Source organism: Nocardia sp. 852002-20019_SCH5090214 (assembly GCF_001665865.1).
GTDB classification, from domain to species: Bacteria; Actinomycetota; Actinomycetes; order Mycobacteriales; family Mycobacteriaceae; genus Nocardia; species Nocardia nova.
The window spans coordinates 19,925-34,651 of sequence record NZ_LZMK01000380.1 but is presented as its reverse complement, the minus strand read 5'-3'; the positions used below and the strand labels follow the sequence as shown (position 1 = coordinate 34,651).

Below are 14,727 nucleotides of genomic sequence, written 5' to 3'. Positions count from 1 at the left end.
CTAGCGCTTCGGTGATTCGGGGGCGGGTAGCAGCCGCTTCACGATCTTGCCCGTCTCGCCCCGCGGCAGCGCGGGAACGAACGAGACATCGCGCGGCACCGCGGTGCGCCCGTGCCGCGTGCGAAGGTAGTCGCGCACCATCCGAGCGTCGAGGCCACTGCCTTCCCGGGTGACGACGAATGCCGCTGTGCGCTGGCCGAATTCGCGATCGGGCACCCCGACGACGGCGGCCTCGCGCACCTGCGGCAGATACTCGAGCGCCTCCTCCAGGGGCCGCGGAAAGACCTTCTCGCCACCCGAGATGATCATCTCGTCACCGCGGCCGCAGATGAACAATCGGCCCGCGACATCGATATATCCGATATCCCCGGTATCCAGCATGCCGTCCTCGGTTTCGGCCGGCGGCGGGGCGTTGACGTATCCGTCGAAGAGCATCGGATTGGCGACGAAGATCCGCCCTGTCGCGCCCACCGGCAGTGGTCGCAGATCGGGGCCCAGCACCGCCACGGTGGTGCCCATCGGTGGCCGGCCGACCGTCGCCGGCGCCTGCCGCAGATCGTGCGGTGTGGCAATGGTCGCCCACGACACCTCCGTCGAGCCGTAGACGTTGTAGAGAACATCGCCGAAGACGTCCATGAAGCGCACTACCGTAGCTCCGGACAAGGGGGCGCTTCCGGAGGCGACGATTTTCACCGACGAGGTGTCGTAGCGGGCCCGCACATGCGCCGGCAACTCGAGAATGCGATGCAGCAGCGGCGGGACCGTGACGACGGTGGTGACGCGATGTTCGGCGATCGAGCGCAGGCACTCTTCGGGATCCAAGCGCCGCGGTAGCACCACCGTCGCTCGCAACGCGGTGCCGAGCTGCAGCATCGCCAACCCCCAGGTATGGCACAGCGGGGCGGCGATCAGCATGTTCTCCTCCATCCGCAGCGGGATCCTCGACAGGATCGCCGCCACGGGGTCGAGGTTGCGGGTGCGGGGGCGGCGGGCGCCTTTCGGCGCACCGCTGGAGCCGGAGGTGAGAACGACGAGACGGCCGGGCCTGGACCGCCGCAAGGCCGTCTCCGGCGCGAGGGTTGCCAGCTCGTCGAGGGTGGTGCGGTCGGCCGCCTGCTCGGACCGATCCGTGCGGAAACGCGTGATCCCGGGATGCAGATAGTGAACCAGCGACTCCAGCTCGTCGTCGACGAACACGGCCGACAGGCGCTGGCGCTGGGACACGTTTTCCAGCTGACGAGCGGCCATGCCGGGGTGCAGCAGAACCAGTTCCAGCCCGGCCTTACCGGCGGCGACCATGGTTTCGACCATGCCGATGTGGTTGCGTGCCAGCAATCCGGCACTTTCGGATCCGTCCAGTCCGAGCGCCAGCAGCGCGCGGGCGATATCGTCGGTGCGCCGATGCAATTCGGCGAAACTGCGACGAACGCGCTCGTCGATGATCGCCGTGCGCTGCGGCGCACATGCCGCCGCGGCCGCGTATCCGCCGGCGAGGCTGATTCCCCAGCGCGCGAGTCCGTGCAGCTGCCCCAGCCCGTGGTCGAGCCGATGTGGGCGGACGACACCCGCCGCTACCAGCTGCCGCACCACGTCGGCTTTCCGGCGAACCGGCGACCGCGACGTTCCGTCGCACACCGCGGTCGGCACCGCCAGACAGCGCTGTGCCACCTTCTCGATCCCGTCTCGCAGCCAACGCACCACTGCCGCATTGTTTTTCGAAGCGATCACCGGATGCAGACGCTTGGGCGCGAAGACGGTCACCGCCACCCTGGTGCCGTCGCTCTGCGCGCGCAGACGGATCAGCGCCATGCTCCCCAGCGTCGGACTGTGCAGTTCGAGACTGTCGTATCGGCGTCCCGGAACGAGCCGCACCGGAACGGTCACCACACCGCACTCCGGACTTCCGATCCGGAACAGCAGCGACATCGAGTCGGCGACGGTCTCCTGCCGTTCGCAGCCGCCGATTCCGGTGAACAGCCGGGAATAGGTTTCCGGATCGACGAGCGCATCCCACAGCAACCCGAGCGGAACCGGTACATCCTGCACGAATTCGACAACCTCGCTGACCATATCAGGGACTCCCCTCCGCACCGGCCACGCTGCCGGACGACACCGGGCTCGATCGGTCAGCCGACGGAACCGTCGGAGTGCCCGAGCGAGCGAATTATCAGACCGGCCTGCAGATACCAGATCCCCGGCGGTCGCGACGGGTCGTAACCGGTCAATTCCTGGATCCGCCGAAGCCGATAGTCGATGGTGTTGCGGTGCACCTTCATGACCGACGCCGTGTGCTGCCGGCTCAGATTGGCCGCGATGTGCACCACCAGGGTCTGCAGCAGCCGAGGCTGATTCTCCAGAGGCGCGAGGATGGTCTTGAGACGCTCGAGCCCTCGCCCCGGCCGGGTGAGCTGATACTCCAGGGCGAGATCGGTGAACCGATACAGCCCCGGCCCCCGCCCCAGACGCTGGACGACATCCAGCAATTCGTGTGCGCGATCGGTGGCGCCCGGTAGATCCGCCACCGAGGCGAAGACCAGTGTCGCGGTGACGGATACACCCGCCGCGCGGGCCACCGCGGCGACGAGATCGTCGTACGGCCGGGGTGTACCGAGCTCGGCGGGCACGACGATGGTGCCGCCGTGCTCGGTGAGCGTCGTGGTCGTCGCGGGGTCGCACCGCCGATCGAGTTCTCGATGCACGCGCACGACCTTCTCCCGCGCCGCCTGCTCCGCGGTGTCCGGCACCGACTCGTCGGGGTGCGGTGGAAATGCCACGGCGAGAACCGCATACGAGGCGCACCGCTGTTCCGGCACCGCACTGCGGCTCTCGGCGATCACCGACGCCAGCGACCGCATGGATGCCGGACGGGCGCCGTCCGGGTGCGCCCGGACCAGCGCCGCGGACGTGGCGGCGACGAGATCCTTGCGCAGCATTTCCAATCGGCCGACTACCCCGCCCCGCTCGCACCCATCGCCGAGCCGGCCGCCCGCGCCGTCCAGCGCGACCTTGTCGACCGCAGCCCGCACCGCATCCGTCGCGCTGTCCACCGACAGCCCGTCGCGCGCCGACTCCGCCGCGAGCGCCAGCAGTTGCCTGCATTGGGCCGGCGGAATCCGTCCTTCGATCACCCGGCCGATGAGCATTCCGGCCATGATTTCGAAACCGGCTCGCTTGGCCGCCGGATCGGTCGCGGGATCGCCCGGTGACGGCCGGTCGTCGTGATCGCCTGCCCGCGTCCGGCCCGAGTAACGGTTTCCCTCGATAGTGGAGGCACGCATCGTTCGAACTCCGTTCGCTCGCTGGGGGATTCGGCTCGAGATCGGCCCGGCGGTAACGGGCGTGCGGCAGTGGGACTTTTCGATACGAAATTCATCCACATGAGCTTCCCCTGGATCGACCCGGCATCCGATCACCGGGTCGGAACCAGGCTACCGCTGATGAAACAATGAATCAAGATTCGATTCATCGTAGACACACGCTGTCCGAATTGCGCCGCGGACCGATTCCGACCCCCTGAAGATACCGTGCATCTGTATGCGTATCATCGTTTCCGATGCAAGGCTGGCCTTATCCGTGCCGTATCCGCCGATTCGATACCGATTCTTTTCTTCCGGAGCAAGTCGACACCACAACCGTTCGGTGACCACTGCTGTCCGATCTACAGATTTCTGCCGATTCCGGACCCCGCCCGCACGACGCCTCGACGATCAATTGATCCGTTGCCGACTCGAAGCTCGCGAAGGAGACGCCGATGCATGCCATCGCACCGGATCAGACCGACGAAAACCGGAGCCCGATCGGGTTGCGCTATCGCGCCGCCGACCGCTATGTCGTGACCGCGCAACGCATACGGGCGTATTCGGCAGCGGTGCGCAATCGGCACGCCGCGCATTTCAGCACGGCCGCGGCGGCGCGGTCCGGCTTCTCGGAGCTCGTGGCGCCGCCGACGTTCGCGGCGATGCCCTGGCTCGCCGCCGCACGTGAGCTGCTCGGCATCCTCCCGCCCGGTATCCGACCACGTCGCATTCTGCATGCCGAACAGACGATTCGGATCGGCCGGCTTCTGCTGGCGGGCGACGTGCTGACAACCGACCTCTACATCGACTCGCTCGAGCGATATCCGGACTACCGCTCGCTCGGCGTCACCATGGTCCTTCGCGACAGAGACGACCGCGTGCTGCAGACCGGCTCCGCGAACCTGTTCAGCGACCGCTCGTTCGATCGGCTCGAGGGCCCGGCGATCGACGTGATCCGGCGGCATCCGCGCGTGGTCGAGGACCGCGCCGACGTCGCCGGGCCGGTCGGTTTCGCCCGGTGGCCCCGGCCTCGTTCCGGGTTGCGGACACCCGCGCCGGGTACGCGACTGCCCCCGCACACGGTAACGGTGCGGCGCCGGGAATTGCAGCAGTACGTCGCGGTCACCGGCACGGTCGACGGACGGGTCGCACGCGCTGACGAACCTCTGTGTATCGGAACCGCGCCCGGGCTGATGCGACTGGCTCTCACCGCGGGAGCCGTGGTGTCCTGGCTGGGAGACCCCGGTATGGTGCGCACGTTGCACGCCGAATTCAGTCATCACTGCGTCCGGCCGGCGCCCGGTGCGCAGCGAATCGAGCTGCTGGGGTCGGTCGGACGAATGAGCTCCGACGGGCGCAGCGCCGACCTCGACCTCGATGCGATCTGCCGAGGCCGGCACCTCTTCGCGCGCGCGTGGGCGGCGGTGAACCTGCCCGATATCCGGTCGGCAGCCGACGCCGGCGCACGGATACACCTCGGCACAACGACCGAAATGTGATCGCGCACGTCCCGGCGCAGACCGCGGGTTGTCGGTTTTCCAACCGCGAACAAAAGAATCGAATTGGTCGTCTCGCCCGGACTATTCTGAAAATCGTGACGCCGAAATGCGCGGCCGGTGTCACATTCGCTCGGCGGTTCCTACCATTGATCAGCAGGCCCCGGTCGGGGCCGCCGAGCGATCCCTCCGAGTTTTCACTCCATTTATCGAGGCCCGAGACAACGGCCCGAAGCGCCGCAGCCATCATTTTCGGTCGCACTGCGCTCGTCGAAGTGCGCGACCGTGCGCCTTCCGTCCGGCGCCGCCGATCCGTTCACCGAAAGCAAGGGGCCGGGGCGATCGGTCGGTCCATCGCCCCGGCCCGCAGAGGTCGCCGGCGTGGCCGACGGGTCGGGGCGTCGGACACCTCGAATTCCGGCGCAGGAATGCGCGCAGGAACGGAATCCTCTTCGGCAACCTCTGGAGCGGCAGTGCCGCTACCGGAGACCAACTCGGTATTGCGCTGCCGGACTTCACGATACGGGCTCGCGGGGTCGTCGCCGACAGGTCTGCCCGAAGCCCGGACAGTGCACAAACGATCGCCGCCGAACCGGCGGCGAAACTCCAGAAATCTCGGCGGATGACGGCGAGGGCGCCCGCCTTCGGGCACGACCGGGACGCCCGAGACGCGCGTGTCGGCCCCCGGCGCTGCTGCCCCGGACACTCGGGGCTGTCCGGATCCACCCGGATGTAGTGAATTGGACGATGCGGCAGCCGCATTCACAACGACATCCACGGAACAGGACCTCATCCGAATGAAGAAACTCGGAACTCTCACCCTGATCGGTGCCGCGTCAGCGGCCGTGCTGTGCGGCGGCGCGGGCGTCGCGGCGGCGGACGCCACCTCGGCGACGCCGGTGGTCGCGCCCGGCGAGCCCGACCCCACGGGCACCGGCTCCTCGTCCGGCATCACCGATCTGGTGAAGGCGCTTTCCAGCGGAAGTGCGCAGGCCGCGACCCCTGCGGAGTAATCGGGACGGTTCCCCACTTCACCGGAGGTGGGGAACCGGCGCGGCGGGGCCACTATGTTCGTGGGTATGCACTGGGATCAGATGACCGCCACGACCGAGGAGCTGCGCAAGCGAGCGACCCGGCTGCGACGCGGCGTCGGTCAGCTCGGCATCCTCGAATCGATTCTCAGCGCGGCCCACGGGCCGTGGCTGGGCGCGATGGACGCCGACGGCCGCGGCACCGCCGAACTCAGAATGCATCTCGCCGGGCGATATCGGGTGACCGCGGTGGTGACCAGCGCCGGCAAGCTGAGCCTCATCCAGCTGCACGCCCCCACCGCCGACGGCGGCGACAGTGAGCGTGTTCTCTCCCCCAAGCCCGCGCTGCGCCGCGGCTGGAACGACGACGAGCCGATGCCGAAGCAACCGCAGTGGCTGGACTTTCTGGTCGAGTGGGTGGGTTCGGCCAGTACCGACGTCGACCGGCGGTCGGTGCTCGAATGGCATCTCGAGGGCGCGGACCGGCGACTCGCGGCGATGAACGAGACCATCGAGAGTCTGCGACTGAGCCTGGCCGAACGCGAAGAACTGCGCGACGAGGTCGCCGCGGAGGTCGATCGGCTGCGCGCCGAACTCGACTCACTCGATCCCGCGCGCTAGGTCCGGATCAGTCGATGCGCGACGACGGCTGAGTGCTGGAACAACGCACCGCCGAACAGTCGCGACGACCGTCGTGGCGGTTTACGTCTCGATCAACGACAGGGCGACCGGGATGAGCAGGTCGGTCAGCTCGCTCACGTCGGGTCGGGGCCGCATCAGCAACCATTCGTGGGCCAGGCCGTTGACCGCCCCGATCAGCACACTCGCCGAGAGGGCGGCGTCACCCCGCAGGCGCGCGCCCGGGCCCGCGATCGGGACCACCACCATCTCCAGCAGGGTGACCCAGCCGTGCCGGCGTTCGCGGCGATGCTGCTCCATCCGGTCGCTCGCGCCCACCACCTCGATGAACGCCAGCTTGGCCCGGTACGGGTCGGAGGTGATCGAGTCGAGATAGGCCGACAGCACCACCGCCATCGCCCGAGCCGGATCGGCCGGCGACAGCGTGCCCAGCGTCCGCACCACCGCCGCGGCGGCCTCGTCCTGGACCCGGTCGTAGGCGGCGGTCAGCACATCCTCACGGGTCTGGAACTCCTCGTAGAACTGTCGTTTCGACAGCCCGGCCGCGGCGCACACATCGGCGAGAGAACAGTTCGCGTAGCCCCGTTCGGCGAACACCTTCGTCGCCGCGACGACGAAGCGCTGACGGCGTTCGGCCCGGCGTTCGGTCACCGCACGGCCGCCGTACTGTCTGTCCGCGATCGTCACGAACCCACACTATCGGTCGCGGCGACCGGGGGCAGGGACAGTGCCCGGCTACGCCGATTCCGCGATGCTCGCGAGGATCGCCACCCGCGCCACCGCCCATGCCGCCGACCCGGGATCGGTGAATTCGGCGTGCCCGACGCCGGGCAGGACGTGCAGGTCGGTGGGGTCGCCGGCGCGGCGAGCGGCCTCGGCGTAACGGCGGCTCTGTTCGACCGGTACCACCCGGTCGGCGTCGCCGTGCACGGCCGTGATGTGCACGCCCCTGGGAAGATTGACGATCGGAGAGGCGTAACGGTAGCGGTCGGGCACCTCGTCGGGCAGACCGCCCAGCAGTTTGCGCGCGAAACCGTCGTTGCCGTGGGCTACCGCGTAGTCGAGATCCAGTACGGCCGCCATCAACGTCACACTGCGAATGTGCAGCCCGCGCAAGGCGGCGGCTCCGTCGGTCCGGCGGCCCGCGACCCACGCCGCCAGCTGCCCGCCCGCCGAATGACCGGCGAGATGGACGTTGTCCAGATCGAGCCGTCCGCCGGCGCGCTGTTGGACGACCGTGGCCAGAGCGCCGACGGCGTCGTCGACGTCGGTCAGCGTCACCGGCCAGCCGCCGGCGCCGTTGACCCGCCGATACTCGATATTCCACACGGCGACACCGGATTCGGCGAGCTGCCGGGCCTGCGCGGCGAATTGGGTCAGGTCGCGGTACTGCGCCCAGCCGCCGCCGTGGATCAGCACGACCACCGGACACCGGCCGGAGGATCCGGACAACGGCCCACCGGCGGGCAGATACAGGTCACCGAAGGTATCGGCCTCGCGGCCGTACGCGATCCGGATCGGCACACCGGCTTCGGCCGGTTGAGTGATCAGACCGGGCACCGCCGGGCCGGCATGCCCATCCGGTGCCGCCGGTTCCACGGAACCGAAGCCGATCCCAGCGACGACGACCGCGAGAACCCCGGCCATGACCCACCGGCGCGCCCCACCCTGTCCAACGCCCAGCACGTGCGGGCACCTCCTGCTCGAGCCACTCGTGAATACCGTACTGGCAATCGAGCCGCCCTGTCGCCCCACGTGACGCGCAGCACTACCACCAATGCAGCAACGGCCGCAACTGCCGGCCCAGCGCCCCGGACAGCGAGCGCGAATAGCTCGAGGTCAGATGGTGTTCGTCGTGGTAGATCAGGATATTGCCGGCGACCACGGGGCAGATCGACGCGTCACAGAAGGCATCGCTCAGATCGATCGGGAAGATATTCGGATACCGCGAGGCCGGTTCGAGCTGGGGATCGACCGGGTCGAGCGCATCGCTACGGCGCATACCGCAGCTGACCGGGTCGCCACCGCCGGCCAGACAGTCGGCCGCCGCGTAGCGAATCTCGTTGTGGCGCAACCACGGTGAATCGCGGATGGTGATGGTGTCGAGGCCGCGTGCGGCCAGTGCCGACCAGACGTCCACGTATTCGGGCGGTGTTTCGTCCCCGGTTCCGGCGCGGGGCCGGCTGCCGGTGGTGAACACCCACTCCGGCCGGTCGGCGGCCAGGCGGTCCAGCACCGCGCGCGACCAGTCGCGGCAGTCGGGAATCGGTTCCCCCTTGTAGGTGGCGTCGTCGGCCAGGGTGAGGGGGCAGCCCATCTTCAGATACACCCGGATGCGGAACGAGTACTGCGCGGCGAGCTCCTGGAGCGCCGGAACCCAGTGTTCGGCATGCGAACTACCCACCACCGCCAGTGTGCGGGTGGCGTTCGCATCGCCGTAGGTGCACGTGACCACTTCGCGGGTGTCCCAGTCGGCGATACATCCGTCGAGGGTCGGTGGCGGTAGTTCGCCCGGAGCCTGCAGGACGGTGGGCCGCATGGGGGCCTGCGGTGTCGGCGCCCCTGCCGCCAGCGCCTCGGCACCCGGATACAGCACCGGATCCAGCGGCCGCATCGGTTGCGCCGGGTGCATCCGCACCACGCCGAACTGCCACGCACCCGTGGCCCCCACCACGACGACGGCCACCACGCACACCACCGTGCCCGCGCCGCGCCGATACAGCCGCGAGGCGATCGGCACCGGCATCCCGCGCGCACCCAACCGCAACGGCTGTTCGATCAGCCGGTGCGTCGCCCAGGCCAGCAGCAGCGACACCGCGACCACCAGCGCGCCGTCGCGCAGCCCGGCGTGCGGACGACCCGATTCGGCCAGATAGAAGATGAGGATCGGCCAGTGCCACAGATACAGCGGATAGGCGACCTCGCCGAGCCACTGTGCCACCCGCGAGGCGAGAATTCGATTGGGCCACGGCATCTGTGCCGCGGCGACATTGTTGCCGGAGACGATCACCGCCACCGCGGCCAGGACCGGCACCAGCGCCGCGGGACCGGGATAGCGGTTGGCGCCGTCGACGATCAGCCAGCCGCACGCGAGCACGCCCAGCACGCCGGCGAGCGCCGTCACCGCCCGCAGCATCCGCGGCAGCAGCAGGGCCGGTCCGGCCAGTGCCAGCGCCGCCCCGGCGAGCAGTTCCCACAGCCGCGCGCCGCTGTCGTAGTAGTTCCAGCCCTGATGAGTGGCCGCCCCGTGGGTCGCGTACAGCAGCGACGCGGCGGCCGCCGGTGCGATCAGAGCGGCCAGGACCGGGCGCAGCAGGGCGGTGCGGCCGGTGCGGCGCAGCACGGTGGCGACCGCCGCCACCACGACGAGGGCCAGCAGATAGAACTGCCCCTGCACGGCCATCGACCACAGATGCTGCAGCGGGCTCACCGACGGGTCGGCGGCCAGATAATCCGACCAGCTCGTCGCGAGCCGCCAGTTCTGGTAGTAGAACAGCGAGGCCAGGGTCTGTCCCGCCAGATCCGACCACTGTGTGTAGGGCCGCGTGTACACGGTCGCGGCGACGACGGCGGCCAGAACGACGACCATTGCCGGCAGTAGCCGCCGCCCGGTCCGGCGCACAGTGAACCCGATGCCGACGGCTCCCCGTTCGGCGCGGCGCACCAGCAGTCCGGTGAAGAAGAATCCCGACAGCACCAGGAAGACGTCCACGCCGCCCGATACCCGGCCGAACCAGATGTGGAACACCACCACCAGCGCGATCGCCACACCGCGCAACCCGTCCAGGTCGCCGCGGTAGGCGGTCGTTCTCGTCGCGGTGTCGGCGGTGTCCGAGGCCGATCGGGCCGATCGGGCCGGCACGGCGATCCGGGTGCGCGCGATATCTCCGGTCACCACGCGAAACGCCGGTTCCCGCGAGGGGGCGCCGGTACCGACACACGAGGGTGGAGATGAACACGCGCAGACCACAACACGTCCACTCTCTTAGCACGCCGCAAACACTCAGCGCCACTTCGCCTTCCGGACGCGCGCCGATGAACTAGACTGCGCGCGCGCGACGGTGGCGGTCGCGCCGGGCCTGCGCCGGATTCCACGTCGGAGCGGTGCGGCTCCGGGTGAGCGGGTAGCACGCCAGCCCGATCAGGAAGGCCGAGAAGTGGCCGATTCCGGTGAAGGTCAAATGGATCAGCGGCGGCGCGGCGAAACAGGCCGTAGCCGCCACGAGATACGCCCACCGCCACGGATACGCGATGTGGTAGGTCAGCACGCCGATGATGCCGGCGAGGAAGTAGCTGACGCCGATATCGCGCACGTCGACGAGGGCGGGGTCGGCGTATCCGTGCCGGATCGCCCAGCCCAGCAGTCCCTCGCTGATGTAGGTCGCGCCCACGTGGGCGAGCAATCCGACGATCGCCCAGCGCAGGGCGCCCAGCCACCGCTCGGCGGGTGCGTGGAATACGCAGTACAGCACCAGATACGGCAGCCAGAAGTAGCCGGCGACCCACAGCAGGCTCGTCACCAGGGCGTGGAGCGGATCGCTCTTCAGGTTCGACAGGTTCGTCGAGCGCTCACCCAGAATGATCTTCAAATCGTCGAGTGACACCGCATGCTGCACGATCGTGGTCACCAGCAGCAGCGCCAACCACGAGAACGTCCACGGCGCCGTGCGGACGTAGCGCCACGCCGCCGCGGCACGACCCCGCATCCGCTCAGATCGTCGATTCGCCACCGTGGCTCCTCACCGGCCGATCGGTCCCGGTGCTCACGAGACGTCGAGCACCGGCGCATCGACTGTGTATCGCCCGCGCGACGACGGCATCACCCGGCGCGGATGAACTACGGCCGTCGCCGGTCAGCCGGCGTCGACGACCGACGCGGGCAGGCCGGCCAGGCTGCGGCTGAGATAGCTGCCGTCGCCGGTGAGGCAGCGTTCGAATTCGACCGGATCGTTGAGGTAGGTCGTCGCCAGGGATTTGGTGTGCACGTGCGCGTACTGTTCGCCGTCGGTAGAGCGGGCCTCCATGCGGACCCCGGACAGCAGATGGACACCGGACGCCCCGTCCGCGGCGTCGAAGCCGTATGCGACCGGACCGGTTTCGTCCAGGCCGTAGCAGATGGTGATCGGCCCTGATACCGCCCGCACCCGTGCCGCCACCGAGGACGCGACCGAATGCGGGGACAGCCGCAGGCGGATCCGGTGCAGTGCCGCGGCGACATCGGCCGACAGATCCTCCCGGGTGCCCTGCACCATGGCCTGATAGACGGCGGGTTCGGCCACCAGTACCGTCGGCGATTCCGCGGCCAGGTGACGATGAATGTTGCCCGGCGCGTGGGTTCCGGCCGGCAATACCAGATCGGCGCCGGCGACGAGGTTGGCGACGGTGGCGGTGTGAAATCCGAAGCGCCCGAACAGGCCTGCGAAACACAGCGTCCGATCGGATTCCCGCAGTTTGCTCGCACCGACCCAGGCGGTGGCGGCGTTGAGGACCGCGGTCGCGGAGTATTCGAGACAGACCAGCCGCCGCGACGGCGCGGAGGCGACGCGGCACAGTTCGGTATCGCGGTGCAGGGCCGGGCGGTCGCCGTCGAAATCGGTGCGCTGCGCCCAGGATCGCTCGTCGAGCCGGATTCCGCCGGCCTGCCCGGAGGCGACCACGGCGTCGATTCCGCACTCCTCGATCAGCTCCCGCATCGCGGTGAGCGGCAGTGCCGGATTGGCGAGCACCGGAATGTCGCCGCGGGCGAGCAGCGACAGCATCGTCGAAATGTATCCGGGCGAATTCCCGAGGGCCACAAGGACTCTCGCCCGCGGACGGCGCAACACCGTATCGAATCGCGCGGCCTTGTCCGAGACCTCGGCGAGCAGGTCGCCGAAGGTCCGGCTGTCGTGCATGCTCGACACCGTCGCGTACGGACGCATCCGCATGGCGGTCGTGACCGCGCTGAACAGCAGCGCGGGTCTACCGGCACCGGTCGCGATATCCCTGCCCCGATATCCTCGAATATTCACCGATGCAGAATTTATTGTCATCGAATACCAATCTTTGTTCCCCCTTGTCCGATATCTACCGCATTCCTCCCCGCAGTACACGCTCGCACCCGATCACATGTGGACACAGGCAGCGACACATCGCCTGCGAAGGAAAACGTCACATGTACGCCACCGGGATGCGGACACATTAGCCAGAACAACAACAATGCGCAACCGCGCGCATTGTTACGTGATTTACGGACACATTTACGGATGCAAGCACATTTGCACGGTCGAATGTACGTGAGTTTGTGCGTGCGGCGGCCCGCTCGTCGATCTTCATCAGGTGTGGTCCGGCGAGCTCAGCGGTACTGCGAAACCCTCCGCGGCAGCAGCCTTCCCACCGGGCTCCGGGGTGCGTCGTGGCCGGTGCCCGAGCGGGACCGCCTCCACCTTCCCGAGCCGGGCGGCCGCGCGAATTCGCCTCGCGATCGCCCGGAACAATCCTTCCCCGCATCGGCGGGAAGGGAATTCCTGCCGCTCGGGCGGCAGTTGCCCGCACCCGCCGATGAGTATTCTCCACAAATGATTCCGCAGCCCGGAGGGAATTGCCAGAAGTTCGGCGGCACTTCCCAACCGGATAACACCGCAATTGCTCGTCAGGCCGGAGTCCGCGCGGCCTCGGCCGACTCGGCCGGAACACCGGACGTCGCCGCCCGCTCCGGTACCTCCAGATCGTAGACCGTGTACGCCGCGCGGATCACCGGCTGGGCCACATTGCGCACCCGCACCCCACCCGGTGTGGTGCCGCGCTCGTATCCGGCGTGGGCGTGCCCGTGGATCGCCAGATCGGCGCCGCCGCAGGTGTCGATCGCCTCACCGAGCAGATACGAGCCCAGGAACGGATAGATTTCGGGCGGCTCGCCGTGCAGGGTGTCCCCGCAGGGTGAATAGTGGGTGAGCGCGACCTTCACATCGGTGTCCAGCCGGCACAGTGCGACGTGCAGCGCGTCGGCGAGATCGACGGTGTAGGAGGCGAATTCGCGCATGATCCGCTCGCCGAAGACGCTCGCGCACTTTCCGGCGAAGCCGCCGCCGAATCCCTTCGTGCCCGCGACGCCCAGCGAGTGAGGCCCCACGGTCACCGTGGTGGAGGTCCCTTCCAGGACCCGGATCCCGTGATCGCACAGCAGGGCCGTGATGTCGTCCTGCCGATCGGAATGGTGATCGTGGTTGCCGAGCACCGCGATCACGGGCACACCGGGGTCCCCCAGTTCGGTCGCGACCACCCGCGCCTCGTCGAGAGTGCCGTGCCGGGTGAGGTCGCCGCCGACCAGCAGGACGTCGGCCTCCTCGGGCAGTCGTTCCAATGCGGGGCGCAGGGTCCCCTGCGATTCCGCGCCGAGGTGGATATCGGCCACCGCCGCGATGCGTACCACCCCGTCCGTCGTCCGTTCGGCGCCCGTCATCAGCTCAGCCGTTCGTGATCGACGGTGGGCGCCTGCGTGGAGGTAACCCGAATATCGTTGTGAATGCGCAGTTTCGGCGCGTGCTCGCGCACAATGTCCTCCAGATCGCTGCGCTGCTGTTCGCTGCCGACCTCCCCGCACAGCACCACCACGGCGCCGCGGATGGTCACCTGCACGCCGAGTTCGGCGGTGCGCGGGTCCTCCGCGAAAGCCCGCCGCAGATTCGCGACCAGATATTGCGGCAACACCTCGTCGCCCGAGTCCTGAGCCATGACCTCACCTCCGATTCCGAGATCCTCGATCAGCGCCAGAAACGCCCGCGCGTACGGCGACACCGCGGTTTCTTCCCGCGCGCGCCGCCAGTCGACCTGTTCCCGCAGATCCCGGGCGATCGCCAGCAACCGCGTGAAATCGAGCCGGTGCGGGTCGAGGACCATCAATTTGTCCACCATCAGATCGGTGCCACTGAGCACCGGAGCCGCCGCCGGGCCGATCCGCATCCAGGTCGCGCGGCCCAGCAGATCGTCGTCGACGTTGCGGTAGTTGGGCCGGAAGATCAAGTCCACCAGCGTATTTCCGTCGTACACCTTGGTCAGCCAGTCCTCGGGCGGGTCGACGGCGTGCAGCCCGGATGCGGTCAGGATGTCGCGGGCGCGGCCGGCGTCGACGGGTTTGACGTAGATGTCGACATCGTGGTCGCTCGCGGGACCACCGCGGGCGTAGACCGCACAACCGCCGCCGACCGCGAAGTCGATCTCGTGGGCCAGCAGCGCGTTCACCACCTTGGTGAGCGTGTGGAGCAACTGCTCTATCGAGGCAGTCAT

At 68.6% G+C, this 14,727-nt stretch carries 12 protein-coding genes; 3 read left to right on the top strand and 9 right to left on the bottom strand.

All coding sequences use genetic code 11. The features are described from left to right. Nucleotides 1–2,070: an AMP-binding protein gene (locus A5780_RS31320; RefSeq protein ID WP_064910759.1), complete on the bottom strand. Its 2,070-nt coding sequence runs from the start codon at nucleotides 2,068–2,070 to the stop codon at nucleotides 1–3. Nucleotides 2,071–2,126: 56 nt separating this feature from the next. Next, nucleotides 2,127–3,278, bottom strand: coding sequence for a CdaR family transcriptional regulator (locus A5780_RS31315; protein ID WP_064910758.1), 1,152 nt, complete (start codon nucleotides 3,276–3,278; stop codon nucleotides 2,127–2,129). 473 nt (nucleotides 3,279–3,751) lie between these two features. On the opposite strand from A5780_RS31315, the gene A5780_RS31310 reads away from it, so the two are divergent. The 3 genes from A5780_RS31310 to A5780_RS31300 all read left to right on the top strand — a co-directional run bounded on the left by A5780_RS31310 (nucleotide 3,752) and on the right by A5780_RS31300 (nucleotide 6,444). After that, entirely contained in the window at nucleotides 3,752–4,795 is a 1,044-nt protein-coding gene (locus A5780_RS31310; protein WP_064910756.1) for a MaoC family dehydratase N-terminal domain-containing protein, read from the top strand. Between the two features lie 794 nt (nucleotides 4,796–5,589). After that, nucleotides 5,590–5,805 (top strand): hypothetical protein, encoded by a 216-nt coding sequence (locus A5780_RS31305; protein WP_063015577.1) that lies wholly within the window; start codon nucleotides 5,590–5,592, stop codon nucleotides 5,803–5,805. A gap of 66 nt (nucleotides 5,806–5,871) precedes the next feature. Next, the gene (locus A5780_RS31300; RefSeq protein ID WP_146098664.1) at nucleotides 5,872–6,444 is read left to right on the top strand and encodes a hypothetical protein; all 573 of its coding nucleotides are present in this window, start codon (nucleotides 5,872–5,874) and stop codon (nucleotides 6,442–6,444) included. An 81-nt stretch (nucleotides 6,445–6,525) separates the two neighbouring features. Here the strand turns inward: A5780_RS31300 and A5780_RS31295 are convergent, their stop codons facing one another. The 7 genes from A5780_RS31295 to A5780_RS31265 form a co-directional block, all read right to left on the bottom strand. Then, nucleotides 6,526–7,149, bottom strand: a complete 624-nt coding sequence (locus tag A5780_RS31295) for a TetR/AcrR family transcriptional regulator (protein WP_063015575.1) — start codon at nucleotides 7,147–7,149, stop codon at nucleotides 6,526–6,528. 48 nt (nucleotides 7,150–7,197) lie between these two features. Continuing rightward, complete coding sequence (locus A5780_RS31290) at nucleotides 7,198–8,148, bottom strand: S9 family peptidase (protein WP_064910754.1); 951 nt, start codon at nucleotides 8,146–8,148, stop codon at nucleotides 7,198–7,200. Between the two features lie 82 nt (nucleotides 8,149–8,230). After that, entirely contained in the window at nucleotides 8,231–10,357 is a 2,127-nt protein-coding gene (locus A5780_RS31285; RefSeq protein ID WP_231953373.1) for an acyltransferase family protein, read from the bottom strand. 145 nt (nucleotides 10,358–10,502) lie between these two features. Continuing rightward, entirely contained in the window at nucleotides 10,503–11,168 is a 666-nt protein-coding gene (locus A5780_RS31280) for a rhomboid-like protein (protein ID WP_063015573.1), read from the bottom strand. 147 nt (nucleotides 11,169–11,315) lie between these two features. After that, the gene (locus A5780_RS31275) at nucleotides 11,316–12,473 is read right to left on the bottom strand and encodes a class I adenylate-forming enzyme family protein (protein WP_063015572.1); all 1,158 of its coding nucleotides are present in this window, start codon (nucleotides 12,471–12,473) and stop codon (nucleotides 11,316–11,318) included. Between the two features lie 620 nt (nucleotides 12,474–13,093). After that, complete coding sequence (locus A5780_RS31270; RefSeq protein WP_197516771.1) at nucleotides 13,094–13,873, bottom strand: metallophosphoesterase; 780 nt, start codon at nucleotides 13,871–13,873, stop codon at nucleotides 13,094–13,096. A 29-nt stretch (nucleotides 13,874–13,902) separates the two neighbouring features. After that, complete coding sequence (locus A5780_RS31265) at nucleotides 13,903–14,727, bottom strand: BON domain-containing protein (protein ID WP_063015570.1); 825 nt, start codon at nucleotides 14,725–14,727, stop codon at nucleotides 13,903–13,905.